The sequence below is a fragment of the Mycobacterium paraintracellulare genome (assembly GCF_000276825.1).
Classification (GTDB): Bacteria; Actinomycetota; Actinomycetes; order Mycobacteriales; family Mycobacteriaceae; genus Mycobacterium; species Mycobacterium intracellulare.
Genome location: NC_016948.1, coordinates 4508143 through 4534133, shown reverse-complemented (window position 1 = coordinate 4534133; position 25991 = coordinate 4508143). Strand labels below are relative to the sequence as shown.

Here is a 25991-nt window from a genome sequence, read left to right as displayed (position 1 = left end):
CCGATGTCGAGCCCGGGTTCCAAAGAAGCCAAGATCAAGGTCAAGGGCCGCGTGGTCGAGCTCGACGGCGACGAGATGACCCGCGTCATCTGGAAGCTGATCAAGGACCAGCTGATCCTTCCGCACCTCGACATCGATCTGGACTACTACGACCTGGGCATCGAGCACCGCGACCGCACCGACGACCAGGTGACGATCGACGCGGCCTACGCCATCAAGAAGCACGGCGTGGGCGTCAAGTGCGCGACGATCACCCCCGACGAGGCTCGCGTCTCGGAGTTCAACCTCAAGAAGATGTGGCTGTCGCCGAACGGGACGATCCGGAACATCTTGGGCGGCACCATCTTCCGCGAACCGATCGTCATCTCCAACGTGCCGCGCCTGGTTCCGGGCTGGACCAAACCGATCGTCATCGGCCGCCACGCGTTCGGCGACCAGTACCGGGCGACCAACTTCAAGGTCGACAAGCCCGGCACCGTCGCCATCACGTTCACCCCGGCCGACGGCAGCGAGCCGATGGTCCACGAGATGGTGTCCCTGCCCGACGACGGCGGCGTGGTGATGGGGATGTACAACTTCAAGGACTCCGTGCGCGACTTCGCGCGCGCGTCGTTCAAGTACGGCCTGAACGCCAAGTGGCCGGTGTACCTGTCCACCAAGAACACCATCCTCAAGGCCTACGACGGCATGTTCAAAGACGAGTTCCAGCGCATCTACGACGAGGAATTCAAGGAGCAGTTCGAGGCCGAGGGCCTGACCTACGAGCACCGGCTGATCGACGACATGGTCGCCGCCTGCCTCAAGTGGGAGGGCGGCTACGTGTGGGCGTGCAAGAACTACGACGGCGACGTGCAATCCGACGCCATCGCCCAGGGCTACGGCTCGCTGGGGCTGATGACCTCGGTGCTGATGACGGCCGACGGCAAGACGGTCGAGGCCGAGGCCGCGCACGGCACCGTCACCCGGCACTTCCGCCAGTACCAGGCCGGCAAGCCGACCTCGACCAACCCGATCGCCTCGATCTTCGCCTGGACGCGGGGACTGGCGCACCGCGGCAAGCTGGACGACACCCCCGAGGTGGTCGAGTTCGCGCAGACGCTGGAAAACGTCGTCGTCTCCACCGTCGAGAGCGGGAAGATGACCAAGGACCTCGCCATCCTGATCGGGCCCGACCAGGAGTGGCAGCAGAGCGAGGAATTCCTCGACTCGATCGCGGAGAACCTGGAAAAGGAACTGGCTAGCTAGCCGGCGGCCGGTGCCGGTCGGAAAGCCGGTCCGGGCCCGCGGTGCACTCGTCGATGAAGTCGGCGATGGCCGCGGTGATCCGCTCCGGCGCCTCGAACATCGGCACGTGCCCGACGCCGTCGAGCTTGGTGATCTTCGTTCCCTCCGGCAAAAAGTCGGTGAAATGCCGGCTGAACCTGCTGGGCGGCACCACCCGGTCCTTCTCGCACAGCACCAGCTGCACGGGCACCGCGGTCTGCGCCAGCTCCAGCAGGCCGGGCTGCAGCAGCGACTTGATCAGCAGCTGGAAGTACGCCGGGCAGTGCGCGGCGTCGTCGACCACACCGCGCAGTTGCTCGTCGCTGACCCCTTCCGGGGTGGCGCTCAGCGGCAGGGTGGCCAGGCGGCGGCTCAGCGGCAGCCGCAGCGCGCGCGGGCCCAGCAGCCGGGCCAGTCCCAGGATCGGCATCCCGGCGATGAACTTGCTGATGACCTCGAATTTGACCGGGCTCCAGCGCGTCCACCCGCCCGCGGCGCCGACGCCGGTGACGCTGCGCGCCCGCCCGCGTCGCTCGAGCTCGAAGGCCACCCAGCCGCCCAGCGAGTTGCCCACCAGGTGCGCGCTCTCCCAGCCGAGCTGGTCGAGCTGGCGTTCGACGTGGTCGGCCAGCACCGACGAGCTCAGCAGCCAGGTGCCCGCGTAGGGGCCGCCGTTGTGCCCGGCCATGGTCGGGGCGAAGACCTCGTAGCGGCCGGTGTCGGCCAGCCGCGGCGCCACCGGATCCCACACCGTCTGCGACATCAAAAACCCGTGGAGCAGCACGACCGGCTCGCCGGAACCGAGATGAATCGGGGGACGGGCCGAGTGCGACGCCGAGTGAGCGGGGCTCACGAGCGAGGAGCCAAGCAGACGAGGTTGTGCATAGCCCGACATTAAAGGCGGTACCGCCGGTATCGCAAGGCGGGCCGATCGCGAGCGGCCGGCACGCCGCGCACTCGGCATCGAGGGTGAGGCTGGCCGCACACCGGGCGGGGCGGCCGCGCGTGAAAAGATCGGTGCATCATGAGCACCGCTACCGGATCCAGCCGCATTTTCTCCGGCGTGCAGCCCACGTCCGATTCGCTTCACCTGGGTAACGCGTTGGGCGCCGTCACCCACTGGGTCGAACTGCAGGACGACCATGACGCGTTCTTCTGCGTGGTCGACCTCCATGCCATCACCGTCGCCCAGGATCCCGAGGCGCTGCGGCGACGGACCCTGGTCACCGCCGCCCAATACCTGGCGCTGGGCATCGACCCGGCGCGCAGCACCGTGTTCGTGCAGAGCCACGTGCCCGCCCACTCCCAGTTGGCGTGGGTGCTGGGCTGCTTCACCGGCTTCGGGCAGGCGTCGCGGATGACGCAGTTCAAGGACAAGTCGCTGCGCCAGGGCGCCGACTCCACCACCGTGGGTTTGTTCACCTATCCGGTGCTGCAGGCCGCCGACGTGCTGGCCTACGACACCGACCTGGTGCCGGTGGGCGAAGACCAGCGCCAGCACCTCGAGCTGGCCCGCGACGTGGCGCAGCGGTTCAACGCCCGATTCCCGGACACGTTCGTGGTGCCCGACGTGCTCATCCCCAAGGCGACCGCGAAGATCTACGACCTACAAGACCCCACGTCGAAGATGAGCAAATCCGCGGCCACCGACGCCGGGCTGATCAACCTGCTCGACGATCCGGCGTTGTCGGCCAAGAAGATTCGGTCGGCGGTGACCGACAGCGAGCGCGAGATCCGCTTCGACACCGACGCCAAGCCCGGCGTGTCCAACCTGCTGACCATCCAGTCGGCGGTCAGCGGCGTCGGCGTCGACAAGCTCGTCGAGGGCTATGCCGGAAAGGGTTACGGCGATCTGAAGAAGGACACCGCCGAGGCGGTGGTCGAGTTCGTCGCCCCGATCAAGGCCCGCGTCGACGAACTGACGGCCGACTTGGCCGAATTGGAGGCCGTTTTGGCGGCCGGCGCCGAACGGGCCCAGGATGTCGCCGGGAAGACGGTCCAGCGGGTTTACGATCGGCTTGGGTTCCTTCCGCAACGGAGGTAAGACGTTTCACCATGAGCGAGCCGGCCGAGGAGGGGTTTCTTGATCGGCTGCGGTCCCGGCACGGGTGGCTCGACCATGTCATCCGCGCCTACCAGCGTTTCGACGAGCGCAACGGCGGGTTCTTCGCCGCCGGCCTCACGTATTACACGATTTTCGCGTTGTTCCCGTTGCTCATGGTCGGTTTCGCGGTGTTCGGCTTCGTGCTGGCCCGGCGGCCGCACCTGCTGAGCACGATCGACGACCACATCCGGTCCCAGGTGTCGGGCACGCTGGGTAATCAGCTGCAGGAGTTGATGAACTCGGCCATCGACGCCCGGACTTCGGTCGGTGTCATCGGTCTGGTCACCGCGGTGTGGGCGGGGCTGGGCTGGATATCGCACCTGCGGCAGGCGCTGACCGAGATGTGGTGGGACTCGCACGTGGAGTCGCCGGGCTTCGTGCGGAGCAAGTTCTCCGATCTGCTGGCGATGGTGGGGACGTTCGCGGTGATCCTGGCCACCGTCGCGCTGACCACCGTCGGCCACGCCGCGCCGATGGCCGCGTTGCTGAAATGGCTTGGCGTGCCGCAATTCGCGGTGTTCGATTGGCTGTTCTGGCTTTTCTCGATCCTGATCGCGACCTTGGTGTCGTGGCTGCTGTTCACGTGGATGATCGCGCGCCTGCCCCGGGAGAAGGTCAGCTTCGTCGATTCGATGCGGGCCGGGCTGATCGCGGCCGTCGGCTTCGAAGTGTTCAAGCAGGTGGGGTCGATCTATTTGAAGACGGTGTTGCGCAGCCCCGCGGGCGCGGCGTTCGGCCCGGTGCTGGGGTTGATGGTGTTCGCTTACATCACCGCCTATCTCGTGTTGTTCTGCACTGCGTGGGGGGCGACGGCATCCACCGACCCGCGCGACCGCCCTGTGGAGCCCCCGGCCCCGGCGATCATCGCGCCGCGGGTGCACATGGACGAAGGTCTGAGCACCCGCCAGACGCTGACCGCAATGGGGCTGGGAGCCGTTGGGGCGCTGGCACTTTCGCGGATCGCAGGGTTGGCCCGCCGTGGCCGCTAGCTGACCAACTTCAAGCCCGCGATGCAGGCCACGATGCCGCCGATCAGCAACAGCTTGGTCAACGACGCCGGTTCCTCGCCGATCAGCGCCGCGTAGCCCACCGTCAGCACGGCCCCGACGCCGACCCAGACCGCGTAACTGGTTCCGACCGGCAGCGTGCGCATCGCGGTCGCCAGCCCGGCCATCGAAAGCGCCAGTGCGACAACGAAGACCAGCGAAGGGCCGAGCCGGGAGAAGCCGTCGGACTTGTTCAGGGCGGTCGCCCACACCGCCTCCAGGACGCCCGACGCGATCAAGACGAGCCATGCCATTGCGCACCTCCACGGCGCCCGTCTTGTCGCTGGCCGGGTACGGGGCCCCTCGTCCGGTGTCAGGTGCTGACGTCTCCGATGTTAACGCTCAGAGCCAGTCGCCGCGCACCATGACGTCGCTCACCCGCAGATCACGGTCGAGCACCACAAGATTGGCGTCGTAGCCGGGCCGCAGGCTACCGACCCGTTCGAGCCCGAGCGCGCGCGCCGGGGTCGCCGACGTCACCTGAACCGCCGCGGCCAGCCCGGCGTCGCGGTTCGCGCCGAACCCGGCCACGGCGCGAAAGAGCCGATCCATGGTGGCCGTGCTGCCCGCGATCGTCGACGTCCCCTGCACCCGCGCGACGCCGGAGACCACGTCGATGCGTACCGCGCCGAGCCGATACGCGCCGTCGGCGCGGCCCGCCGCGGCGATCGCGTCGGTGATCACGGCGACGCGGTCCGCGCCGGCGGCCTCGATCACCGCGCGCGCCACGTCCGGGTGTAGGTGCACGCCGTCGGCGATGAGCTCGACGGTCACCCGTGGGTCCCGCAGCAGCGCGAGCGCCGGGCCGGGCTCCCGATGGTGCAGCGGCGGCATCGCGTTGAACAGATGCGTGCCGAGCGTGGCGCCCAGCTCGATGGCGCGGCGGGTCTGCTCGTAGGTCGCGTCGGTATGGCCCACCGCCACAACGACTCCCGCGTCCAGGAAACGCCGGATGGCGGCGTCGGCACCGGGCAGCTCCGGCGCCAGGGTGACCATCTTGATCGCGTCGCCGGCGGCGGTCAGCAGCGCGTCGATCTCGTCGGGGTCCGGGTCGCGCATCTGGGTGTGGTCGTGGGCCCCGCACCGTGCCCGGTTCAGCCAGGGGCCTTCGAGGTGGATGCCCGCGATCGTGCCACTCCTGGTGGCGTCGGTGAGCGCGCGCACCCCACTGAGCAATTCCGGGGGAGCGGCGGTCACCAGGCTGGCCAGCGTCGTGGTGGTGCCGTGACGCAGGTGGAAGGCGGCGGCCTCGCCGATGCCGTCGGCGTCGGTGTAGGAAGCGCCCCCGCCGCCGTGCACGTGCATGTCGATAAATCCCGGCACCACAGTGCAATCGGGGTAGTCGCGGTCGGGCGGGCGCGGCGGCGGCCCGGGCGCGGCGGCCGCGATCCGCCCGCCAGCGGTCTCGAGCCAGCCCGGTCGGCAGAGTCGCCCGTCCACGACCATGGTTCCCGCGGCGATCAGTCCCACCGGCCGCCATTCTCCCAGAAGTGGCGGATGTCCTCGAGCTGGCGGCCCTTGGTCTCCGGCGCATACCGATAGACGAAGACGAACGCGATCAACGCGAACGCGGCGAACGCCGCGAAAGTCCCTGCGCCGCCCAAGGAATGCAGCATGGTCAGGAAGACGGCGGCGATGATGGCGTTGGCCACCAGGTTGGAGGTCAGCATGGTGCTCGACCCGATGGAGCGCAGCCGGGACGGGAAGCTTTCGCTGGCGTACACCCAGCCCAGGGAGCCGAAACCCATGGTGTAGCCGAAGATGAACAGCAACACGCCGGCGAACCCGGCGACCGCGCCGCCGATCCCACGGCCGAACACGGCCATCAGCACGACATCGGCGCCGATCATCATCGCGGTGCCGCACAACAGGATTGGCCGCCGGCCCACCCGGTCGACCAGCAGCAGCGCCGTGCCGACGGCGGCCAATCCGGCCACCTGGACCAGCGCCGGCAGACCCAGCAGCGCGAAATTTCCGGTGAAGCCCATGGCCTCGAAGATCCGGGGGCTGTAGTAGATGATCGCGTTGATGCCCGTGATCTGGATCAGGAAGCCGAGAACGACGACGAAGACAGTCGCCCGAAGATAGGGCCTGCGAACCATTTCCGGCAGCATCTCGGAGAGCCGGCCGCCACCTTCGCTGACCGCCCGGCCGATATCGGCCAGCTCGTCGTCCACCCGCGCGTCGGGCTCCACCCGCAGCAGCGCCCGCCGGGCGTCGTCGACCCGGCCTTTGAGCACGTACCACCGGGCCGTATCGGGCATCCGAATCACCAACGGCGCCAACAGCAGTGCGGGCACGCACGCCAACCCCAGCATCCACCGCCAGCTGTGCGTGCCGGCCAGCAGGTAGCCGGTCACGTATCCGACAATGAGCCCGCTGACGATCGCCAGCTGGTAAGCCGTCAGCAGCGAGCCACGCACCGCCGTCGGCGCCGATTCCGCCACGTACACCGGGACGACCACGACCGTCACGCCGATGGTCAGCCCGACGAGCAGGCGCGCCCCCAGCAGCATCGTCAGCGACACCGAGAACGCGGCCAGCAGCGCGAAAGCCGCGTAGGCGAACAGGATCAGCACGACCGAGCGTTTGCGGCCGATCACGTTGGCCAGCACACCGGCGCCGAGCGCCCCGATGATCTGGCCGATCACCACCATCGTCGTCAGCAGTTCCTGTTGCCGCGTGGACAGCCCGAAATCCTCGGTGACGAACAACTGCGCACCGGCGATGATGGACAGGTCATAGCCATAGATGACGCCCACGCTGGCGGCGGTCAGCCCGACCAGCAGGCCGCGCCGCGATCCGGTGCCCACCGGCGCTCAGCGGTGTTGGGGTCGGCGGTTCATCGAGCGTGCGGCCATGATCAAGCTAAACACGATGATGGCGCCGATGACAGCGACGCCCACCCGGACCGGCATGGCGTCCGCCGAGCCGATGATCGCGCCGGCCGCAGCGTTATTGGCGAGCCGGTCGGCGGCGGTGTCGCTCTTGGCGGGCGCCAGCGACGGGTCGGGAGCGACCAGCGAGCCGACCTGCGTGCCCTGCGGGGTGGCGAACCCGTAGTCCAGCAGATGGGCGGCCTGTTCCCACGGCGCGATCGGTTGCCGCGTCCCGTGCAGCAGCACCGCCACCAGCCGCCGCCCGTCATGGTTGGCCGCGCCCACGAACGTCTGGCCCGCGTCGTCGGTGTAGCCGGTCTTGCCGCCCAGGGCGCCGGGATACTTGTAGAGCAGCTGGTTGTCGTTCTCCAGCTCGTAGCCGGGGTGGTCGCCGTGGCCGGGGAAGTCGAACGTCCGGGTCGCGACGATGTTGGCGAACGTGGGGTTCTGCCACGCGTAGCGATAGAACAGCCCGATGTCGTAGGCCGAGGTGCTCATGCCGGGCGCGTCCAGCCCGGACGGCGTCGCCACCCGGGTGTCCTGGCCGCCGAGCTTGGCGGCCAGCACGTTGATCTTCTCCAGCGCTTGCTGCATGCCGCCGAGCTGCATGGCCAGCGCGTGGGCGGCGTCGTTGCCGGAGTGCATCAGCAGCCCGTGCAGCAGCTGGTTGACGGTGAACACGCCGCCTTCCTGGACGCCGACCTTGGTGCCCTCGGCGGCCGCGTCGTCGGCGGTTCCGGCGACCGACTTGTTCAGGTTGAGCGTGTTGATGGCGGCCATTGCCACCAACACCTTGATGATGCTGGCCGGGCGGTGCCGGCCGTGCGGGTCTTTGGCGGCGATGACCGCGCCGCTGTCCAGGTCGGCCACCAGCCAGGCCTCGGCGGACACATCGCCCGGGAGCGGCGGCGTGTTGGGTGCGGCGACAATGCCGCAACTGGCCAGGGCGTCACCCCCCACCGGCTTGGCGGGCACCGCCAGCGGGATCGGGGGATCCCCGGCCGTGGGGACCTCCGACGAGTCCACCACCGGCGGGGTGTTCACCTTGTACGGGCAGCTCGCGGGCGCGGCGTTGGGTTCGGCGCCGGGTTCGGCCTTGGCGAGTGGCAAGGCAATCGTGGCGGGAGCCCAGGCCACGAAACCCGCTGCGACCAGGCACGACATCGAACGTAGGAAGCTCATCGTCTGTGCACATTAAGCGATCGGGGGCCCGAATTCGGGGAGCCGCGCTGTGACTGATGAGACGGAAGTTACTCAGCCGGGGCGGCGGCCCCGGGATACGCTGGGCGCGCGGTCCGCGGGAAGCGCCCGCCCGCACCGACTTCAGAGGATTCGCCATTCCCGACGACCGATTGTGGGCCAGGCTGCGGCGCCGGCGCGACGGCGCGGCCGGTGTCGTCCCGCGCGCGCTGAAGGATCTGCTCAAACAGGTGGAGAAGGCGACCCAGGTGCGGCGTTCCGGGCTCGATCAGGTGCTGGCGGAACTCACGCTGCATCGTGACGCCGCCACCGAGCCGGAGCTGCGCTCGGCGCTGGCATGGTTGTGCAATGCCGTCTCGCGGTTCGGGCGCAACCCGAGCGCCCCGCACGCCCGCGAGGTGATGCTGGCCGCCGACGCGGTCAGGCGCGCGGGCTAGTGTCTAGTGGCGATCGCAAGCGCGGCGAAGCCGGGCGCAGCGGGTCGCCACCATCCGGCTAGAGCCGCGCCGACTCCTCGTGCAGCACCTCGCGCAGGATGGCCTCGATGGTGTCGAACTCGGCCTGGCCGCTGATCAGCGGCGGCGCCAGTTGAATGACCGAATCGCCACGGTCGTCGGTGCGGCAATACAACCCGGCATCGAACAGTGCCGAGCCCACCCGCGCCAGCAGCGGCCGGCGCTCATCGTCGCTGAACGTCTGCTTGGTCGCCTTTTCCTTGACCAGTTCCACGCCGTAGAAAAACCCCTCGCCGCGAACGTCGCCGACGATCGGCAGGTCGTAGAGCTTTTCCAGGGTGGCGCGCAAGGCCGGCGCGTTGGCCCGGACGTGATCGTTGAGCCCCTCGCGCTCGAAGATGTCGAGGTTGGCCAGCCCGACGGCCGCCGAAACCGGATGGCCGCCAAAGGTATAGCCGTGCGGGAACATCGTCGCGCCGTCGTTGAACGGCTCGAACAGGCGCTCGCTGGCGATCATCGCGCCGATCGGTGAGTAGCCCGACGTCATTCCCTTGGCGCAGGTGATCATGTCGGGCACGTAGCCGAAGTCGTCACAGGCGAACATCGACCCGATGCGGCCGAACGCGCAGATCACCTCGTCGGAGACCAGCAGCACGTCGTATTCGTCGCAGATTTCCCGCACGCGCTCGAAATAGCCTGGGGGAGGCGGGATGCTGCCACCGGCGTTCTGCACCGGTTCCAGGAATACCGCCGCCACGGTGTCGGGGCCCTCGAACTCGATGGCCTCGGCGATGCGGTCCGCGGCCCACTGCCCGAAGGCTTTCGGGTCGGTGCGCAGCGGTTCCGGTGCCCGATAGAAGTTGGTGTTGGGCACCCGGAAGCCGCCGGGCGTCACCGGCTCGAAGGGCGCCTTGTACCGGGGCAGCCCGGTGATCGCCAGGGCGCCCTGGGTGGTGCCGTGGTAGGCGACCGATCGCGAAATCACCTTGTGCTTACCGGGTTTGCCGGTGAGCTTGAAGTACTGCTTGGCCAGTTTCCACGCGGTCTCGACGGCCTCGGTGCCGCCGGTGGTGAAGAAGACGCGGTTGAGGTCACCCGGGGTGTAGCCGGCGAGGCGCTCGGCGAGCTCGATCGCCGTCGGGGTGGCGTATCCCCACAGCGGAAAGAACGCCAGCGTGCCCGCCTGCCGGACGGCGGCCTCGGCGAGCTCGGCGCGGCCGTGACCGACCTGCACGGTGAACAGCCCGGATAGGCCGTCGAGGTAACTCTTGCCGCGGTCGTCGAAGATGGTGACGCCCTCACCGCGGGTGATGATCGGCGGCGTGATTCCCGGGCCGTGCCGGGAGAAGTGCAGCCACAGGTTGTCGGTCATTGGTGGTGAGCGTAGCGCCCGCTTCGGGCTCGGTTGGATTGCCCGACTCCTCACTCGCGCCGTTTCGGTGCTCGCCGTCGCCGGGCTTGGTTGGATCGCCCGGCTCCTCACTCGCGCCGTTTCGGCGCTCGCCGTCGCCGGGCTTGGTTGGATTGCCCGGCTCCTCACTCGCGCCGTTTCGGTGCTCGCCGTCGCCGGGCTTGGTTGGATTGCCCGGCTCCTCACTCGCGCCGTTTCGGCGCTCGCCGTCGCCGGGCTAGGCTCGGCGATATGACCTCAGCGCAACAGGTCAGCGAATTCGAGTCGTTGCGACCGCATCTCATGTCGGTCGCCTACCGGCTGACCGGCACGGTCGCCGACGCCGAGGACATCGTCCAAGATGCCTGGCTGCGCTGGCACCGCCAGGACCCCGACAAGGGAACGCAGATCACCGACCTGCGGGCGTGGTTGACCACGGTGGTGAGCCGGCTTGGTCTGGACAGGCTGCGCTCGGCGGCGCACCGGCGCGAGACCTACACCGGAAACTGGCTGCCCGAGCCCGTCGTCACCGGATTCGGCCCGCCTGCTTCCGAAGCCGACCCGCTGTCCGCGGTGGTGGCCGGCGAGGACGCCCGGTTCGCGGCGATGGTGGTGCTGGAGCGCCTCTCGCCTGACCAGCGGGTCGCGTTCGTCTTGCACGACGGGTTCGACGTGCCGTTCGCGGAGGTTGCGGAGGCGCTGGGTACCAGCGAGGCCGCCGCCCGGCAGCTGGCCTCGCGGGCCCGCAAGGCCGTCGCGGCCGAGCCACCGCCCGAACCCGACCCATCGCACAACGAGGTGGTGGGAAAGTTGTTGGCCGCCATGGCCGCCGGCGATCTGGAGGCCGTGGTCTCCTTGCTGCACCCGGACGTCATCTTCACCGGCGATTCAAATGGCAAGGCGCCCACGGCCGTTCACGTCATCCACGGCCCGGACAAGGTGGTCCGGTTCATGCTCGGCCTGGCAAACCGCTACGGGCCCGCCTTCTACACGTCCTATCAAGCAGGACTGGTCAACGGCGAGCTGGGCATCTACACCGCCGGCTTCCCCGCTGCCGACGGCTACCGCGAGATGTGCCCGCGGATCATGGCGATGACGGTGCGCGACGGAAAGGTTTGCGCCTTATGGGATGTCGCCAATCCCGAGAAGTTCACCGGCTCTCCGCTGCGGCGCGAGCAGCCGTAAGTCAGTCGAGTCAGGCGCAGATTGGAGAGAGCACATGGGCGGCAGCGTCACCGAAACGATGGGCAAATTGATGTTCCGCGGTATGGACATGATGCGCCACCGCAGCGCCTTCGACGTCGGCGCTGCGACCCCGCAAGGTAAGGACTTCACCGGTTTCGACAAAACGCGGCAAATCTTGTTGGTGACGTCCAAGCGTTCCGGCGAGGCGATGCCGAGCCCGATCAACCACGGTGTCGCCGACGGAAAGATCTACGTGCGAACGGATGCGTCCACCGGAAAGGTGAAGCGGATCAACAACAATCCGCGTGTCGTTGTGGTGCCCAGCAGTCTTCGCGGCAAGCCAAAAGGGCAAGCGGTCGCCGGAAAGGCCAGGATCTTGCCCGAGTCCGAACACGCCCACGCGTACAAGGTGATTGCGGCGAACTGGAGCCTGCCGATGAAGTTATTCGAGCGCGGTCTGGACAAGGGCAGCGCGGCGCTCAGTATTCCGACCACCTATATCGAGATCGAACCCGCCCAAGAGGGCTGATCAGCCCACGCTCTGGTTTGCTAGCCAACGGGCGACGACCCGCTGCGCCCGGCTACGCCGCGCTTGCGATCGTCGCTAGCCCAGGGAATCCGGCACGCGTCACCCGAATTGAAGCCTTGCTCGGTGATGCCCAGCGCGGTGTTCACCCGCGCCCGCATGTTCTCCAATCCAATTTGATAGGTCAGCTCGAACACCCCGGCATCGCCGAAGCGGGCCCGCAGGTCGTCGACCTGCTCGTCGGTGACGGTGTGCGGATCTGTGGTCATCGCGTCGGCATAGGCGATGGCGGCACGCTCGTCGTCGGTATAGGCCGGCGAGGTGGCGTAGTTGTCGATCTCCTTGAGCCGCTCCACGTCCAGGCCGTCCAGGCGCTGCAGCATCGATCCGAAGTCGACGCACCACGAGCAGCCGATCTGGCGCGCGGTCCACAACACCGCCAGCTCACGCACGCTGGCCGGCAGGGTTTTCGACGCCCGCTCGACCATCGTCTCGTGCATGGCGCTCGCGGTCATCAGCTTGCGATGATGCGCGGCCACGGCGAACGGCTCGGGAACTTGGCCGTAGCGACGCTTGGCTATCCGATACATGGCCCGGATCAGCAATCCGGCGCGCTTGGGGGGCAGGGGCTCGATGCGGGTTTTCTGTGTCATACCCCTCAGACGAGACAGCCCGGCGATGTGTGACGAGCAGACGCGGCAGGTCAGCGCGAGAACATGATCGCGCGCTTGACCTCCTGGATCGCCTTGGTGATCTGGATACCGCGCGGGCAGGCCTCGGTGCAGTTGAACGTGGTGCGGCACCGCCACACGCCGTCGACCTCGTTGAGGATGTCCAGGCGCTCGGCGGCCGCCTCGTCGCGGCTGTCGAAGATGAACCGGTGGGCGTTGACGATCGCGGCCGGGCCGTAGTAGCTGCCCTCGTGCCAGAAGATCGGGCAGCTGGTGGTGCACGCCGCGCACAGGATGCACTTGGTGGTGTCGTCGTAGCGGGCGCGGTCGGTCGGGCTCTGAATGCGTTCGCGCGTCGGCGGGTTGCCGGTGGTGATCAGGTACGGCTTGACCGCGCGGTAGGCGTCGAAGAACGGCTCCATGTCGACCACGAGGTCCTTCTCGACCGGCAGCCCGCGGATCGGCTCGACCGTGATGGTCAGCGGTTTGCCCGCCTTCTTGGGGAGCAGGTCGCGCATCAGCACCTTGCAGGCCAACCGATTGACACCGTTGATCCGCATGGCATCCGACCCGCACACCCCGTGCGCGCAGGAGCGCCGGAAGGTCAGCGTCCCGTCCAGGTAGCTCTTGATGTAGATCAGCAGGTTGAGCATCCTGTCGCTGGGCAGGCAGGGCACCCGAAAGCTTTGCCAGCCACCGGTTTCCGCGTAGGCATCGGGCTGGTCGGGGTTGAACCGGGCGATCTTGACGGTCACCATCACCGCCTCGTCGGGAACCGGCGGAAGGGGCGGTTCCAGACTTTCGGCCTGCGGCTCTGCAACGTCCGTCATCAGTACTTCCGTTCCTTGGGTTCGTAGCGCGTCTGCACCACGGGCTTGAAGTCCAGCGCGATGTCGCTCAAAAGGTCGGTGCCCTGCTTATAGGCCATGGTGTGGCGCATGTAGTTGACGTCGTCGCGGTTGGGGTAGTCCTCGCGGGCGTGCCCGCCGCGGGACTCCTTGCGGTTCAGCGCGCCGACCACGGTGACCTCGGCCAGCTCGAGCAAGAAGCCCAGCTCGATGGCCTCCAGCAGGTCGCTGTTGAATCGCTTCCCCTTGTCGTGCACGGTGATTCGCGAATAGCGCTCCTTCAGGGCGTGGATGTCGGTCAGCGCCTGCTTGAGCGTCTCCTCGGTGCGGAACACCGCGGCGTTGTTGTCCATCGACTGCTGCAACGCGTTGCGGATGTCGGCGACGCGCTCGTTGCCGTGCTCGGACAGGATGTCGCCCACCCAGCCGACGACCATCGCCGCCGGATCCGGCGGCATGTCCACGAAGTCGTGTCCCCGTGCGTAATTGGCGGCGGCGATGCCGGCCCGGCGGCCGAACACGTTGATGTCCAGCAGCGAGTTGGTGCCCAGCCGGTTGGCGCCGTGCACCGACACGCACGCGCATTCGCCCGCCGCGTACAGGCCCGGGACCGTGGAGGTGTTGTCCCGCAACACCTGTCCGGTGACGGTGGTCGGGATGCCGCCCATCACGTAGTGACACGTCGGGTACACCGGGACCAGCTCCTTGACCGGGTCCACGCCCAGATAGGTGCGGGCGAACTCGGTGATGTCGGGCAGCTTGGCCTCGAGCACGTCCTCGCCGAGGTGCCGGACGTCGATGTATACGTAGTCCTTGTGCGGGCCGGCGCCGCGGCCCTCCAGGACTTCCAAAACCATTGAGCGAGCGACGATGTCGCGCGGTGCCAGGTCGACGATCGTCGGTGCGTAGCGTTCCATGAACCGCTCACCCTCGCCGTTGAGCAGCCGGCCACCCTCGCCGCGCACGGCCTCGGAGATCAGGATGCCCAAACCGGCCAGGCCGGTGGGGTGAAATTGGTGAAACTCCATGTCCTCCAAGGGAAGTCCCTTGCGGAAGACGATGCCGATGCCGTCGCCGGTCAGCGTGTGCGCGTTGGAGGTGGTCTTGTACATGCGGCCCGAACCGCCGGTGGCGAGCACGATCGCCTTCCCGTGGAAGACGTGGATCTCGCCGGTGGCCAGCTCGTAAGCGACCACGCCGGTGGCCACCGGCCCGCTCGGCGTCTGCGTCAAAACCAGGTCCAGCGCGTAGAACTCGTTGAAGAACTGCACGTCGTGCTTTACGCAGTTCTGGTACAGCGTCTGCAGGATCATGTGGCCGGTGCGATCGGCGGCGTAACAGGACCGGCGCACCGGGGCCTTGCCGTGGTCGCGGGTGTGTCCGCCGAACCGGCGCTGGTCGATGCGGCCCTCGGGGGTGCGGTTGAACGGCATCCCCATCTTTTCCAGGTCGAGCACCGCGTCGATGGCTTCCTTGCACATGATCTCCACCGCGTCCTGGTCGGCGAGGTAGTCGCCGCCCTTGACGGTGTCGAAGGTGTGCCATTCCCAGTTGTCCTCTTCGACGTTGGCCAGCGCCGCGCACATGCCGCCCTGGGCGGCGCCGGTGTGGCTGCGGGTGGGGTAGAGCTTGGTCAGCACCGCGGTGCGCACCCGGGGACCCGCTTCCACCGCGGCGCGCATCCCTGCGCCGCCCGCGCCGACGATCACCACGTCGTACCGGTGTTGCTGGATCACGGGTCAGCCTCCCTCCGTCAGGCGTGAATGTTGGGGTCGAACGTCAGCAGCACGTAGGTGCCCAGCACCAACGTGAACCCCATCGACAGCAACAGCAGGCTGTTGAGCCAGAACCGGGTGCTGTCCTTGCGGCTGTAGTCGTCGATGATCGTGCGCAGGCCGTTGCCGCCGTGCAGCTGCGCCAGCCACAGCAGCGCGAGGTCCCAGAATTGCCAGAACGGCGACGCCCAGCGCTGCGCCACATAGTTGAAGTCGATGCGGTACACGCCGTTGTCCCACATCAGCATGATGAACAGGTGGCCGATCGCCAGCACGAACAGCGCGATGCCCGAGAACCGCATGAACAGCCAGGCGAACTTCTCGAAGTTGGGGATGCCGGCCCGGCGCCGCGGCGAGCGGGGATTGTCCAGGCTGGCGGGCCGGTCGTAGCTGCGTTGTTTGACCGGCGCCGTCTGGCCGCGGGTCAGCTGAAGGTCGGGGCTGCTCATCGGAAGTGCTCCATCATGTGGATGACGGTCACGACGCCGGCCGGGACCATCAGCAGCAGGAACACGACGCCGACGACCCAGAACATCAGGCGCTGGTAGCGCGGGCCCTCGGACCAGAAGTCGATCAGGATCACCCGGATCCCGTTCAGGCCGTGGAAGAGCACCGCGGCGATCAGGCCGTATTCCATCAGGCCGACGATGGGCATCTGATAGTCGTGGATCACCGCGTTGTAGGTCTGGGGGCTGACCCGCAGCATCGCCGCGTCCAGGACGTGCACGAACAGGAAAAAGAAGATGGTCGCGCCGCTGATGCGATGCAGCACCCACGACCACATTCCGGGATCGCCCCGGTAGAGGGTCCGCGGCGGCCTGCGTTTGCGCGAGGTCGCCGGTGCGGGTGCCGCCGGATCCGCGGTTGTCGGTTGTGTAGTCACCCCAGTCCTCACCAGCCTTCTTGCGACCTTCTTGCGACGTTGCGCGACAGTCACGCCGGGCACTTGAGCTTAGCTCGCGCACGGTGTGGCTTGCGTCAATGTCCGTCAAGCGAAATGCCGTTTTGCGGCTAGGGTGACTGTCGGAAACGGCCACCGACGAGCGGGGTTGCGCGATGCCGGAGATCGACTGGAAAACGTTGCGGGACAAGGCAATCCAGGCATCCGAAGGGGCCTATGCGCCGTACTCGCGGTTCGCAGTGGGTGCGGCTGCGCTGGTCGACGATCACCGCGTGGTCACCGGGTGCAATGTGGAGAACATCTCATATGGCCTTGGTCTCTGTGCCGAGTGCGCCGTGGTGTGCGCCCTGCATTCCACCGGCGGCGGCCGGCTGATCGCGCTGGCGTGCGTGGACCAGCGCGGATCGGTGCTCATGCCGTGCGGGCGATGCCGCCAGGTGCTGCTCGAACACGGCGGTCCCGAGTTGCTGATCGACCATCCGCGCGGGCCGCGCCGGCTCGGCGACCTGCTGCCGGATGCCTTCGGTCCCGACGACGTGGCCGCAGGTCGCCGCTGATGCCGCCCGCCTTCGACGCGCCCACGGTGATCAGGACCAAGCGCGACGGCGGCCGGTTGTCCGACGCCGCCATCGACTGGGTCGTCGACGCCTACACCGCCGGCCGGGTGGCCGAGGAGCAGATGGCGGCCCTGCTGATGGCGATCCTGTTGCGGGGCATGGATCGCGGCGAGACGGCCCGGTGGACATCGGCGATGCTGGCCTCGGGCGAGCGGCTCGACTTCAGCGACCTCGGCGTCCCCACGGTCGACAAGCACTCCACCGGCGGGGTGGGGGACAAGATCACCCTGCCCCTGGTGCCCGTCGTCGCCGCGTGCGGCGCCGCGGTGCCGCAGGCGTCGGGCCGCGGGCTCGGCCACACCGGCGGCACGCTGGACAAGCTGGAATCCATCGCCGGATTCACCGCCGCGCTGTCCAACCGGCGGGTGCGCGACCAACTGCGCGACCTCGGCGCGGCCATCTTCGCCGCCGGTGACCTGGCCCCGGCCGACGCCAAGCTGTATGCGCTGCGCGACATCACCGCCACCGTCGAGTCGCTGCCGCTGATCGCGAGCTCGGTGATGAGCAAGAAGCTGGCCGAGGGGGCCGGCGCGCTGGTGCTCGACGTGAAGGTCGGTTCCGGGGCGTTCACCGACTCGGAAGTGCAGTCCCGCGACCTGGCGAGCGCCATGGTCGCGCTGGGCGCCGCGCACGGGGTGCCCACCCGCGCGCTGCTGACGGACATGAACACCCCGCTGGGCGCGACCGTCGGCAACGCCCTCGAGGTCGCCGAGTCGCTCGAGGTGCTGGCCGGGGGCGGGCCGCCCGACGTCGTCGAGCTGACGCTGCGGCTGGCCTCCGAGATGCTCGAGCTGGCCGGGGTCGACGGCCGCGATCCCGCCGAGACGCTGCGGGATGGCACCGCGATGGACCGGTTTCGCCAGCTCGTCGCCGCCCAGGGCGGCGATTTGTCGGTGCCGCTGCCGATCGCTCGGCATGCCGAGACCGTGACGGCCGCCCGGGGCGGCACAATGGGCGATATCGACGCGATGGCAGTGGGGCTGGCGGCTTGGCGGCTCGGAGCGGGCAGATCCCGTCCGGGCGATCGCGTGCAGTTCGGCGCCGGCATCCGGCTGCACCGCCGCCCCGGCGAGCCGGTCACGGCCGGTGAGCCGCTGTTCACCCTGTACACCGACACCCCGGAGCGCTTCGGCGCGGCGCTCGCCGAGCTGGACGGCGCCTTCGGCGTCGGCGACGCCGCGCCGGCTTCGCGTCCGCTGATCATCGATCGGATCGCGCAATGACCGCGCCGCTGGGCCTCGAGCAGATCCGCAAGGCCCCCAAGGCCCTGCTGCACGACCACCTCGACGGCGGGCTGCGCCCGTCGACCGTGCTGGAGATCGCCGGGCAGACCGGCTACGACGAGCTGCCCGCCACCGACGTCGACGAGCTGGCGACGTGGTTTCGCACGCGTTCGCACAGCGGCTCGCTGGAGCGCTACCTGGAGCCGTTCTCCCACACCGTCGCGGTGATGCAGACCCCCGAGGCGCTGCACCGCGTCGCCTACGAGTGCGTCGAAGACCTGGCCGCCGACTCGGTGGTCTATGCCGAGGTGCGGTTCGCACCCGAGCTGCACATCGACCGCGGGATGTCCTTCGACGCGATCGTCGATGCCGTGCTGGCCGGATTCGCCGACGGCGAGAAGGCCTGTGCCGGCGCGGGCCGTCCGATCGTGGTGCGCCTACTGGTCACCGCGATGCGGCACGCCGCGGTGTCCCGCGAGATCGCCGAGCTGGCAATCCGGTTCCGGGACAAGGGCGTTGTCGGCTTCGACATCGCCGGCGCCGAGGCCGGCAACCCGCCGACGCGCCACCTGGACGCCTTCGAGTACATGCGAGACCACAACGCGCGCTTCACCATTCACGCCGGCGAGGCGTTCGGCCTGCCGTCCATCCACGAGGCGATTGCGTTCTGCGGCGCCGACAGGCTGGGCCACGGGGTGCGGATCGTCGACGACATCGACGTGCTGCCCGACGGACAGGTCCGGTTGGGTCAGCAGGCGGCGATCCTGCGGGACAAGCGAATTCCGCTGGAACTGTGTCCGAGCTCGAACGTGCAGACCGGCGCCGTCAAGAGCATCGCCGAGCATCCGTTCGACCTGCTGGCCCGCGCCCGGTTCCGGGTGACCGTCAACACCGACAACCGGTTGATGAGCGATACCTTCATGAGCCGCGAGATGCTCCGCCTGGTGGAGGCGTTCGGCTACGGCTGGAGCGACCTCGAACGGTTCACCATCAACGCGATGAAGTCCGCGTTCATCCCGTTCGACGAGCGGCTGGCCATCATCGACGAGGTGATCAAGCCGCGATACGCGGTGCTGATCGGCTGAGCCGCCGGTGCGACGTTCTCAGATGTGCCCGGGCATCCCCATCGACGGGTCGGCCGCCGGCATGGGTGGTGGCTCCACCATCGGCGGCGGGGCCATCGGCGGTGGTTCTACGGGGGCCGCGGCCATGGGCGCCAGCGGTTCCGGTGGCGGCGCGATGGGCGGCGGGGGTGGCGGCGGGGCGTACGGGCCACCCGCGCACACCGGGTCGCTGGGCATGCTGATGCAGCTCAAATCCGCGGGGCCGGTGGGCGCCCCGCCCATGGCGTACGGGCCGCCCTGGCACTGCGCCAGCCCCGGCATCCCCGCACATCGGGGATCCGACGGGTTGGTGGGAAGGCCGGGATCGGGATCGTCGAGCGGCGCGGCGGGTGTGCGCGCGAAGCCGGGTGCCGCGTTCGCCGGGATCGTCGCACCCGCCGTGGCCGCCCCCAAAATCGACAGGGCCACAACCGTTTTCGTCATCGTGCCGCGCAACCTCGAGGCCGTCACCCAGGTCATCGTTCCCCCCGATACATGCGGACCGGGAGCGCTGCGCCCCCGCGTTATTCGATCAGTCTGCTCCATCGCGGCCAAATCCGGTAGCCCATAACGGATCCGGGTCGACGGACAGGCCGATGGCGCGCACCGTGCCGGCCAGGTGGGTCTGCACCGCGGTCGCCGCCCGCGCGCGATCGCCGTCGCGCAGGGCTTCGGCGATACCCCGATGCTCCTCGAGAATCGTGGCCACCCGGTCGGGGTCGCGCAGCGTCGATTCGCCGATCATTCGCATCTGGCGGTCGCGCAGGGACGCGTAGAAGCCGGACAGGATGGCGTTGCCCGACTCCTGCAGCGTGATGGCGTGGAAGGCGCGGTCGGCCTCCACGAATTCTCGCCAGTTTGCAGCGGCGGCCGCGTCGCGTTGCCTGGCAAGCTCGCCGGACAGGCGCCCGAACACGGCGGCGCATGCGGCGCCGCCGCGCCCGATCACCTTGCCCGCCGCGAACTGCTCGAGCACCAGCCGCGCCTCCATCACCGCGCGCACCTCGTCGGGCGACACCGGAACCACCAGGGCCCCCCGCTGGGGATACAGGCGCAGCAGTCCCTCGGCCTCCAGCCGCAAAAACGCCTCGCGCACCGGCGTGCGCGACATCCCCAGCGCGCTGGCCACGTCGCCCTCGCTGATCAGCTCGCCGCCGGGGAACTCGCCGGTGAGCACCCGCATCTTGACGTAGTCCAGCGCGCGGTCCTTGGCCGTCCCCGTCCGCCTTTCCTTCGCCGCCACACCCGGCCCTTCTGGTAGCTAAGTCGTATCTCAACCGACCAATTGACCGTACACCGACCGCGTCTAGCTGCGACGTTTGACGCTTAGATACAAGATAAATACTATTTAGATACCAGATCCACCTGAGCGGCAAGGGAGACCGACATGCAGCAGCTAGCGACCCCGAACCTGGACCCGACGGTCCCCGCGCCGATGGTCAACGTCGCCGAGTACGCGTTCGAGGGGCGGTTCGAAGAGTGGGCCGAGCAGGCCGAATACTTCGAGTACTCCAGGGCCGCCAACCCGATCGGCTCCGGGCTGACCCCGCGGGTGCCGATCAGGCGGTTCGGTCCCGAGCTCTACCTCGACGCGCCGACCGGCGTGATCCCGCTGGACCTGTCGGCCGAGCTGGGCGGCCCCGCCGGCGCGGCGACCAGCCCCGCGCTGCTGGCCAACTTCGTGTCCATTCGCGCGAACGAGCACGTCGACACCCACCCCAACGCCACCTCGCAGCTGTATTACGTGCTCTACGGGCGGGGGTTCGCGGCGGTCAACGGCCGCCTGATCGAGTGGGAGAAGGGCGACTTCGTGACGCTGCCCGCCGGCGCGCACTCGGTGTTCTACGCCGGCGCCGACACGGCCATGTACTGGGTGCACGACGAGCCCCTGATGCGTTACCTCGGCGCCGACGCGACCCGGCCCCGCTTCCGGGCGACCAAGTTCCGCCGCGCCGACGCCGTCGCCAAGCTGACCGAGATCGCGTCGCGCCCCGGCGCCAACGAGAAGAGCCGTGTCAGCGTCCTGCTGGCCAACGCCGAGCAGGACCAGACCCTGACCATCACGCACGTGCTGTGGGCCATGTTCGGCGTGCTTCCGCCCCATCAGGTGCAGCGCCCGCACCGGCACCAGTCGGTCGCGCTGGACCTCATCCTGGACGCGCCCGCGGCCGGCTGCTACACGCTGCTGGGCACGCGTCTCGACGAGCGGGGCGACATCGTCGATCCCATCCGGGTGGACTGGCAGGCCGGTGGCGCCTTCACCACCCCGCCGGGCATATGGCACGCCCACTACAACGAGACCGACGAACCGGCCCACCTGATCCCGGTCCAGGACGCCGGGCTGCAGACCCACCTGCGCAGCCTCGACATCAAGTTCACCCAGCGCCGCGATCTCGCCGCGGGCTGAGCCGGGGCCCGATGCGGGGCCCGGATTCGACGCCTAGTGTGGCTCGACATGAAGGTGCCGCTGCTGGGCCCGGTGTCGCTGACTGGATTCCAGAACCCCTGGTTCTTCCTCGCGCTGCTGGCCGTGCTGCTGGTGATCGGCCTTTATGTCGTGCAGCAATTCGCCCGCCGTCGCCGGGTGCTGCGGTTCGCCAACATGGAGGTGCTGGAGCGCGTGGCCCCGCCGCACCCGAGCCGGTGGCGGCACGTGCCGACCATCCTGCTGGCCACGTCGCTGGTGCTGCTGACCACGGCGATGGCCGGGCCGACGTCGGATGTCCGGATCCCGCTCAACCGCGCGGTCGTGATGCTCGTCATCGACGTCTCGGAATCGATGGCCTCCAACGATGTTCCGCCCAACCGCCTGGCCGCGGCGAAGGAGGCCGGCAAGCAGTTCGCCGATCAGCTGACGCCGGCCATCAACCTGGGGCTGGTGGAATTCGCGGCCAACGCCACGCTGCTGGTGCCTCCGACGACGAACCGCGGCGCGGTGAAGTCGGGCATCGACAGTCTGCAGCCCGCCCCGAAAACCGCTACGGGAGAAGGCATTTTCACCGCGCTGCAGGCGATCGCGACGGTCGGCTCGGTGATGGGCGGCGGCGAAGGCCCGCCGCCGGCGCGGATCGTGCTGGAGTCCGACGGCGCCGAGAACGTGCCGCTGGACCCCAACGCCCCGCAGGGGGCGTTCACCGCCGCCCGGGCCGCCAAGGGCCAAGGGGTGCAGATCTCGACGATCTCGTTCGGCACCCCGTACGGGACCGTCGACTACGAGGGCGCCACCATTCCGGTCCCGGTGGACGATCAGACCCTGCAGAAGATCTGCGAGATCACCGACGGCGAGGCGTTCCACGCCGACAGCCTGGACTCGCTGAAGAACGTGTACACGACGCTGCAGCGCCAGATCGGCTACGAAACCGTCAAGGGCGACGCGAGCCTGGCGTGGATGCTGCTCGGTGCCGTCGTGATGGCCGGCGCCGTGCTGGCCGGCCTGCTGCTGAACCGCAGGCTGCCCGCCTGACCCGCCGGGCGGGCTCGGTCGGTGGACGGGCGCTAGGTCGGCAGGCGCCGGTTGATCAACAGCGCCAACGCCGTCGCGATCAGCGCCGCGAGCACCCCCAGGCGCAGCCAGCCGGAACTGCCGGGTCCCGGCACGGTGCGGTAGCCGATCTCGTTCTCGATCGCGTTGTAGCTCTTGTTGAGCTCGCCGATGTTGGTGGCGGTATAGGGCTGCCCGCCGGAGAGCCGGGCGATCGTCTTCATCTGGTCGGTCGACACCGGGACCGCGACGCGCTGCCCGTCCATCTCGATCTCGCCGCCCTTGGTGCCGAACGAGATCGTCGAGATGGGCACGCCCTCGTCCTTGGCCAGGCGGGCCGCGGTGTAGACACCGTCGTGCGGATCGCTGGGGTTGGAAGGCTTGTTCTCGCGGCCGTCGGAGAGCAGCACGATGCGGGCCGGCGGCGGATTGTCGCCCCCGGTGACCGCCGTGGCGCCGATCGCGTGCAGGGCGGTGAAGATGGCCTGGCCGGTGGCCGTGCTGTCGGCGAAGTCCAGCTTCTTGAGCGCGTCGATGGTCGCCTGGTGCTGCGGCGTGGGCGGCACCAGCAAGTAGGGCGTGCCGGCGAAGCCGACCAGCCCGAGGTTGATGCCGGGTGTCAGCTGGCTGGCGAATTGGCTGGCCGCTTGTTCGGCGGCCTTGAGCCGGTTGGGTTCGACGTCGGTCGCCCGCATTGACTGCGACATGTCGATGACGAGCATGATGACGGCGCGGTTGCGCGGGATGCGCATGTCGTGGGTGGGGGTGGCCAGCGCGATCGTCAGCAACGCCAGGCTGAGTAGCGACGCGGCGATCGGCAGGTGCCGCCACCGCGACTGCGCCACGGGGGCGTCGGTGTAGCGGTGCAGCCGTCGGTTGCGACGGGCCTGCACCACGACGTAGACGGCCAGCAAGGCCAGGGGCACCAAACCGAACAGCAACATGGCCGGGCGCTGGAACCCGTACAGCGGCAGCGGGCCGATTCCGGGAAGCGACACGTCACCAACCTAGCCCGTGAAACGCCCTACTCGCGGCGGAGCCGGCCCTCGACGAATTGCTCCAGCTTCTCCCACTCGCGCACCGCCGCGGCGTACGGCGGCGACGGCTTGGTGACCGAGCCGGGTTCGAGCACGGCGGCCACCAATTTGCCCAGCGGCCGGTTGGTTTCGAGCGCCTTGTCCACCGCGGGATCCTCGGAGTAGTCGCCGATGTCGCGGAGCACCTCGACGGCCAGTTCCAGTTGCTCCCGGTCCACGGCCTCGGGCCCGTCGGCCAGGTCGTCGGCCAGGCCGGTGAGCACGTAGATGTTGTCGTCGGTGACCTTGACCGTGAGCGACCCGTCGGTGGCGGCGGTGCGGATGTCGTCGTAGGTGCTCAGATCGGACAGGTCGTGGTCGTGCTCGTCGGCCAGGTAGCGGGCCAGCGCGCGCTCGGACGGGAACACGCTGATCCGTCCGTTGCGGCCCAGGAAGATCGGCTCGTCGTCGAGGTAGCAGCGCAGGGTGAAGAAGGTGCCCGAGCTCGTCATGATCCGGATCGGATCGATGCCGACCTGCAGCCAGAAGTCCTTGTCGCCGCCGAGCACCGCGGTGTCGCCGGCCGCCCGGGCTTCGGTGTCGTCGTCTTCGTCAACTTCGTCGTCAACGTCGTCGTCAATGTCGTCGGCCGCGGATTCCTCGACGGCGTCTTCGGTCTCGTCCTCTTCGCGCTCCTCGGCCAGTTCGTCTTCGGCCTTGGCCGACAACTTGGCGTCGACGTCGGGGGTGGTGGCGATGTCATCGATCGCGCCCAGCACGTCGTCCCAGCTGCGCCCGATGACCTCGGCGATCGCATGCCAGCGTTTGGCGCCGGCCTTGCCGGTGAAGTGCTCGACCCCGCCCGACACCGTGCCCAGGCTGGGGTTGCCGTTGAAGAACTTCGACACCGCCGCCAGCTCGCACACCGATCCGATGGACGACACGATGGCCAGCGTGCCCGCCAGCGCGGACACCGATTCCGCGGTGGGCTTCTCGGAGACCAGCTCCTCGACCGCGACCAGATCGAACTGCTTGTCCTCGGCGGGCTCGAAGTCATGCGCGTGCGCCGACGTCAGGGCCTTCCACGCCGGGTGGTCGGTCAGGTCGTTGTCGGTGTCGGACCGCACGAACGCCACCAGGTCGGCGACGGAGGAGAAGACGAACAGGTCCTCGTCCTTGCCCAGGAAGGCCTCCCACTCGTCGCCGGAGTCACGCCAGCGGGGCGCCCACACGGTGTAGCGGTCGCCGGCGGACAGGCTCAGGCGAATGGGCACGAGGTCAGCAGCCATGCGGCACAGAATAGCGACGACCGGCCAAGGCGCCGCCGGGCAGTGGTCTAGTCCCAGATGTCGGTGATGGGCGCGGCGCTGGCGGCATAGCCCGTCTTGGGTAGCCCGTACATCTGCTCCACCGTGGAAAGCACGTTGTAGTGGTTGATCTGCTCGCTGTAGTTGCCGGGGCGGACGTGCGCGCCGTAGAACACCGTGGGGATCTGGTTGTGGCTGCCGTTGTCGTCCTCGTCGAACGTCAGGATCAGCAGGCTGTTGTTGGCCACCGCCCAATTGGCGTAACCGGACAGCTGGCGATTCAGCCAGGCGTCGGCCTGCGCGATGGACCCGTCGTGCATGTTGTTGTCGTTGTTGGGGATGACGAACGACACGGTCGGCAGGCTGGCGTAGTTGCCCATCGGGAACGCGGAGAACGGCATCGAGTTCGCCGCCGGCACGTTGGTGAAGTTGGCCCATGGCACGTGCTTGCGCGCGTACTTGCCCGCGGTGCACACCGGCGAGCCGACGGTTGGCAGGCCTTCGGCGAAGCCGACGAACGTGTGGCCCGCGGCCAGCAATTCGGATCCGAGATTGGGGGCCGCGCCGGCGTTGATCGGGCACAGGTCCTTGGTCACCCCGAAGGTGTTGCCCGCGAACAGCGCCAGGTAATTCGGTTCGCTGGGGTGGGTTTCGGCGTATGACTGCGTCATGTTGGCGCCATTGGCGGCCAGGGAGGTGATGAAGGGCGCCGACTTGTTGCCGATGATGCCGTTCTCGGAACGGTTTTCCTCCACCACGATCACGATGTGCGCCGGTTGCGGAATGGCCGCTGCCGCAAGGCCTATGCGCGGGGTCAGCGGACTTGCCGCCAGTGCCACCAATGCGACCACGCCGAGCGCCGGCAGGAGGCGATGCGCCCTGCCGAGTAGGCTTCTCGGACTTCGATTTTCGCGCGACACCCCGGGAGTATACGAACGCGCGTGCGGTGTGGCTGGGACGAACGCAAGCGTGTCAGAAGGGCTTTGCCCGATCGTTATATA

26 protein-coding genes, 1 pseudogene and 1 riboswitch are annotated in these 25991 nt (G+C 68.6%); of the genes and pseudogenes, 11 read left to right on the top strand and 16 right to left on the bottom strand.

Going from position 1 to position 25991, the window contains the following annotated elements; translation table 11 throughout:
- The first annotated feature begins 3 nt into the window (after positions 1-3).
- On the top strand, positions 4-1245 hold the full coding sequence (locus tag OCQ_RS20995) for an NADP-dependent isocitrate dehydrogenase (protein WP_009954109.1): 1242 nt from the start codon (positions 4-6) through the stop codon (positions 1243-1245).
- Here OCQ_RS20995 and OCQ_RS20990 read toward each other — a convergent pair.
- Entirely contained in the window at positions 1238-2047 is an 810-nt protein-coding gene (locus OCQ_RS20990) for an alpha/beta fold hydrolase (RefSeq protein WP_014383222.1), read from the bottom strand. The two genes, OCQ_RS20995 and OCQ_RS20990, sit on opposite strands and share 8 nt — an antisense overlap.
- 240 nt (positions 2048-2287) lie before the next feature.
- Here OCQ_RS20990 and trpS point away from each other — a divergent pair, with 240 nt between their 5' ends.
- Both trpS and yhjD read left to right on the top strand, forming a co-directional pair.
- The gene (trpS, locus tag OCQ_RS20985; protein ID WP_014381028.1) at positions 2288-3307 is read left to right on the top strand and encodes a tryptophan--tRNA ligase; all 1020 of its coding nucleotides are present in this window, start codon (positions 2288-2290) and stop codon (positions 3305-3307) included.
- Positions 3308-3318: 11 nt separating this feature from the next.
- Complete coding sequence (gene yhjD / locus OCQ_RS20980) at positions 3319-4356, top strand: inner membrane protein YhjD (protein ID WP_009954105.1); 1038 nt, start codon at positions 3319-3321, stop codon at positions 4354-4356.
- Here the strand turns inward: yhjD and OCQ_RS20975 are convergent.
- The 4 genes from OCQ_RS20975 to OCQ_RS20960 form a co-directional block, all read right to left on the bottom strand.
- The gene (locus tag OCQ_RS20975) at positions 4353-4667 is read right to left on the bottom strand and encodes a DMT family transporter (protein WP_008260036.1); all 315 of its coding nucleotides are present in this window, start codon (positions 4665-4667) and stop codon (positions 4353-4355) included. The two genes, yhjD and OCQ_RS20975, sit on opposite strands and share 4 nt — an antisense overlap.
- A gap of 13 nt (positions 4668-4680) precedes the next feature.
- Positions 4681-4743: riboswitch (guanidine-III (ykkC-III) riboswitch) on the bottom strand.
- A gap of 12 nt (positions 4744-4755) precedes the next feature.
- Entirely contained in the window at positions 4756-5859 is a 1104-nt protein-coding gene (gene nagA / locus OCQ_RS20970) for an N-acetylglucosamine-6-phosphate deacetylase (protein WP_373307967.1), read from the bottom strand.
- 14 nt (positions 5860-5873) lie between these two features.
- Complete coding sequence (locus tag OCQ_RS20965) at positions 5874-7226, bottom strand: sugar porter family MFS transporter (protein ID WP_009954102.1); 1353 nt, start codon at positions 7224-7226, stop codon at positions 5874-5876.
- Between the two features lie 6 nt (positions 7227-7232).
- Complete coding sequence (locus OCQ_RS20960) at positions 7233-8474, bottom strand: D-alanyl-D-alanine carboxypeptidase family protein (protein WP_014385727.1); 1242 nt, start codon at positions 8472-8474, stop codon at positions 7233-7235.
- A 170-nt stretch (positions 8475-8644) separates the two neighbouring features.
- Here OCQ_RS20960 and OCQ_RS20955 point away from each other — a divergent pair, with 170 nt between their 5' ends.
- The gene (locus tag OCQ_RS20955; protein WP_014385726.1) at positions 8645-8929 is read left to right on the top strand and encodes a hypothetical protein; all 285 of its coding nucleotides are present in this window, start codon (positions 8645-8647) and stop codon (positions 8927-8929) included.
- A gap of 58 nt (positions 8930-8987) precedes the next feature.
- On the opposite strand, the gene OCQ_RS20950 is transcribed toward OCQ_RS20955, so the two are convergent.
- On the bottom strand, positions 8988-10319 hold the full coding sequence (locus OCQ_RS20950; protein WP_014385725.1) for an aspartate aminotransferase family protein: 1332 nt from the start codon (positions 10317-10319) through the stop codon (positions 8988-8990).
- A 270-nt stretch (positions 10320-10589) separates the two neighbouring features.
- On the opposite strand from OCQ_RS20950, the gene OCQ_RS20940 reads away from it, so the two are divergent.
- Together OCQ_RS20940 and OCQ_RS20935 are read left to right on the top strand one after the other, a co-directional pair.
- Positions 10590-11522 carry a sigma-70 family RNA polymerase sigma factor gene (locus OCQ_RS20940; protein ID WP_008260015.1) on the top strand — a complete coding sequence of 311 codons (933 nt, stop codon included), beginning with the start codon at positions 10590-10592 and terminating at the stop codon, positions 11520-11522.
- A 34-nt stretch (positions 11523-11556) separates the two neighbouring features.
- Positions 11557-12051: a PPOX class F420-dependent oxidoreductase gene (locus OCQ_RS20935; protein WP_014385724.1), complete on the top strand. Its 495-nt coding sequence runs from the start codon at positions 11557-11559 to the stop codon at positions 12049-12051.
- A gap of 20 nt (positions 12052-12071) precedes the next feature.
- On the opposite strand, the pseudogene OCQ_RS20930 reads toward OCQ_RS20935, so the two are convergent.
- The 5 genes and pseudogenes from OCQ_RS20930 to sdhC all read right to left on the bottom strand — a co-directional run.
- Positions 12072-12740, bottom strand: a pseudogene (locus tag OCQ_RS20930) (carboxymuconolactone decarboxylase family protein); the annotation flags it as partial.
- Positions 12741-12751: 11 nt separating this feature from the next.
- On the bottom strand, positions 12752-13549 hold the full coding sequence (locus tag OCQ_RS20925) for a succinate dehydrogenase iron-sulfur subunit (protein ID WP_009954091.1): 798 nt from the start codon (positions 13547-13549) through the stop codon (positions 12752-12754).
- Positions 13549-15303, bottom strand: coding sequence for a succinate dehydrogenase flavoprotein subunit (gene sdhA, locus OCQ_RS20920; protein WP_008260011.1), 1755 nt, complete (start codon positions 15301-15303; stop codon positions 13549-13551). Before sdhA ends, OCQ_RS20925 begins: the two co-directional genes overlap by 1 nt.
- Before the next feature lie 17 nt (positions 15304-15320).
- A complete protein-coding gene (locus OCQ_RS20915) occupies positions 15321-15791 on the bottom strand; it encodes a succinate dehydrogenase hydrophobic membrane anchor subunit (protein WP_009954090.1) in 471 nt (156 codons plus the stop codon).
- Positions 15788-16126, bottom strand: a complete 339-nt coding sequence (gene sdhC, locus OCQ_RS20910) for a succinate dehydrogenase, cytochrome b556 subunit (protein WP_014385723.1) — start codon at positions 16124-16126, stop codon at positions 15788-15790. Before sdhC ends, OCQ_RS20915 begins: the two co-directional genes overlap by 4 nt.
- Positions 16127-16398: 272 nt before the next feature.
- On the opposite strand from sdhC, the gene OCQ_RS20905 reads away from it, so the two are divergent.
- The 3 genes from OCQ_RS20905 to OCQ_RS20895 are packed head-to-tail and all read left to right on the top strand — an operon-like array spanning position 16399 to position 19168.
- Positions 16399-16800 (top strand): cytidine deaminase, encoded by a 402-nt coding sequence (locus tag OCQ_RS20905; RefSeq protein WP_014385722.1) that lies wholly within the window; start codon positions 16399-16401, stop codon positions 16798-16800.
- Positions 16800-18083, top strand: coding sequence for a thymidine phosphorylase (locus OCQ_RS20900; RefSeq protein WP_014385721.1), 1284 nt, complete (start codon positions 16800-16802; stop codon positions 18081-18083). The genes OCQ_RS20905 and OCQ_RS20900 overlap by 1 nt, the downstream gene beginning before the upstream one ends.
- Entirely contained in the window at positions 18080-19168 is a 1089-nt protein-coding gene (locus OCQ_RS20895; protein WP_008260006.1) for an adenosine deaminase, read from the top strand. Before OCQ_RS20900 ends, OCQ_RS20895 begins: the two co-directional genes overlap by 4 nt.
- 18 nt (positions 19169-19186) lie before the next feature.
- Here the strand turns inward: OCQ_RS20895 and OCQ_RS26930 are convergent, their stop codons facing one another.
- Positions 19187-19630, bottom strand: a complete 444-nt coding sequence (locus OCQ_RS26930; protein WP_029384552.1) for a hypothetical protein — start codon at positions 19628-19630, stop codon at positions 19187-19189.
- 88 nt (positions 19631-19718) lie between these two features.
- Entirely contained in the window at positions 19719-20429 is a 711-nt protein-coding gene (locus tag OCQ_RS20885) for a GntR family transcriptional regulator (RefSeq protein ID WP_014385719.1), read from the bottom strand.
- Positions 20430-20573: 144 nt separating this feature from the next.
- On the opposite strand from OCQ_RS20885, the gene OCQ_RS20880 reads away from it, so the two are divergent.
- Complete coding sequence (locus OCQ_RS20880; protein WP_014385718.1) at positions 20574-21593, top strand: cupin; 1020 nt, start codon at positions 20574-20576, stop codon at positions 21591-21593.
- 48 nt (positions 21594-21641) lie between these two features.
- Complete coding sequence (locus tag OCQ_RS20875) at positions 21642-22649, top strand: VWA domain-containing protein (protein ID WP_008259993.1); 1008 nt, start codon at positions 21642-21644, stop codon at positions 22647-22649.
- Between the two features lie 32 nt (positions 22650-22681).
- On the opposite strand, the gene OCQ_RS20870 is transcribed toward OCQ_RS20875, so the two are convergent.
- Genes OCQ_RS20870 through OCQ_RS20860 form a run of 3 tightly spaced genes read right to left on the bottom strand, consistent with a single transcriptional unit; the run spans position 22682 to position 25910 of the window.
- Positions 22682-23665: a VWA domain-containing protein gene (locus tag OCQ_RS20870; RefSeq protein ID WP_009954080.1), complete on the bottom strand. Its 984-nt coding sequence runs from the start codon at positions 23663-23665 to the stop codon at positions 22682-22684.
- 26 nt (positions 23666-23691) lie between these two features.
- Positions 23692-24972 (bottom strand): protein export chaperone SatS, encoded by a 1281-nt coding sequence (gene satS, locus OCQ_RS20865; protein ID WP_041785186.1) that lies wholly within the window; start codon positions 24970-24972, stop codon positions 23692-23694.
- A 47-nt stretch (positions 24973-25019) separates the two neighbouring features.
- Complete coding sequence (locus OCQ_RS20860) at positions 25020-25910, bottom strand: alkaline phosphatase family protein (RefSeq protein ID WP_029384548.1); 891 nt, start codon at positions 25908-25910, stop codon at positions 25020-25022.
- Between the last annotated feature and the right edge of the window lie 81 nt (positions 25911-25991).

What these genes read in the sequence shown, in the direction of transcription:
- OCQ_RS20900 (WP_014385721.1), top strand. Translation starts at nt 16,800, where the DNA reads ATGCCGCCCGCCTTCGACGCGCCCACGGTGATCAGGACCAAGCGCGAC.
- OCQ_RS20925 (WP_009954091.1), bottom strand. Translation starts at nt 13,549, where the DNA reads ATGACGGACGTTGCAGAGCCGCAGGCCGAAAGTCTGGAACCGCCCCTT.
- trpS (WP_014381028.1), top strand. Translation starts at nt 2,288, where the DNA reads ATGAGCACCGCTACCGGATCCAGCCGCATTTTCTCCGGCGTGCAGCCC.
- OCQ_RS20960 (WP_014385727.1), bottom strand. Translation starts at nt 8,474, where the DNA reads ATGAGCTTCCTACGTTCGATGTCGTGCCTGGTCGCAGCGGGTTTCGTG.
- OCQ_RS20975 (WP_008260036.1), bottom strand. Translation starts at nt 4,667, where the DNA reads ATGGCATGGCTCGTCTTGATCGCGTCGGGCGTCCTGGAGGCGGTGTGG.
- satS (WP_041785186.1), bottom strand. Translation starts at nt 24,972, where the DNA reads ATGGCTGCTGACCTCGTGCCCATTCGCCTGAGCCTGTCCGCCGGCGAC.
- OCQ_RS20915 (WP_009954090.1), bottom strand. Translation starts at nt 15,791, where the DNA reads ATGAGCAGCCCCGACCTTCAGCTGACCCGCGGCCAGACGGCGCCGGTC.
- OCQ_RS26930 (WP_029384552.1), bottom strand. Translation starts at nt 19,630, where the DNA reads ATGACGAAAACGGTTGTGGCCCTGTCGATTTTGGGGGCGGCCACGGCG.
- OCQ_RS20950 (WP_014385725.1), bottom strand. Translation starts at nt 10,319, where the DNA reads ATGACCGACAACCTGTGGCTGCACTTCTCCCGGCACGGCCCGGGAATC.
- OCQ_RS20935 (WP_014385724.1), top strand. Translation starts at nt 11,557, where the DNA reads ATGGGCGGCAGCGTCACCGAAACGATGGGCAAATTGATGTTCCGCGGT.
- OCQ_RS20895 (WP_008260006.1), top strand. Translation starts at nt 18,080, where the DNA reads ATGACCGCGCCGCTGGGCCTCGAGCAGATCCGCAAGGCCCCCAAGGCC.
- yhjD (WP_009954105.1), top strand. Translation starts at nt 3,319, where the DNA reads ATGAGCGAGCCGGCCGAGGAGGGGTTTCTTGATCGGCTGCGGTCCCGG.
- OCQ_RS20880 (WP_014385718.1), top strand. Translation starts at nt 20,574, where the DNA reads ATGCAGCAGCTAGCGACCCCGAACCTGGACCCGACGGTCCCCGCGCCG.
- OCQ_RS20875 (WP_008259993.1), top strand. Translation starts at nt 21,642, where the DNA reads ATGAAGGTGCCGCTGCTGGGCCCGGTGTCGCTGACTGGATTCCAGAAC.
- sdhC (WP_014385723.1), bottom strand. Translation starts at nt 16,126, where the DNA reads ATGTGGTCGTGGGTGCTGCATCGCATCAGCGGCGCGACCATCTTCTTT.
- OCQ_RS20940 (WP_008260015.1), top strand. Translation starts at nt 10,590, where the DNA reads ATGACCTCAGCGCAACAGGTCAGCGAATTCGAGTCGTTGCGACCGCAT.
- OCQ_RS20905 (WP_014385722.1), top strand. Translation starts at nt 16,399, where the DNA reads ATGCCGGAGATCGACTGGAAAACGTTGCGGGACAAGGCAATCCAGGCA.
- OCQ_RS20995 (WP_009954109.1), top strand. Translation starts at nt 4, where the DNA reads ATGTCGAGCCCGGGTTCCAAAGAAGCCAAGATCAAGGTCAAGGGCCGC.
- nagA (WP_373307967.1), bottom strand. Translation starts at nt 5,859, where the DNA reads ATGGTCGTGGACGGGCGACTCTGCCGACCGGGCTGGCTCGAGACCGCT.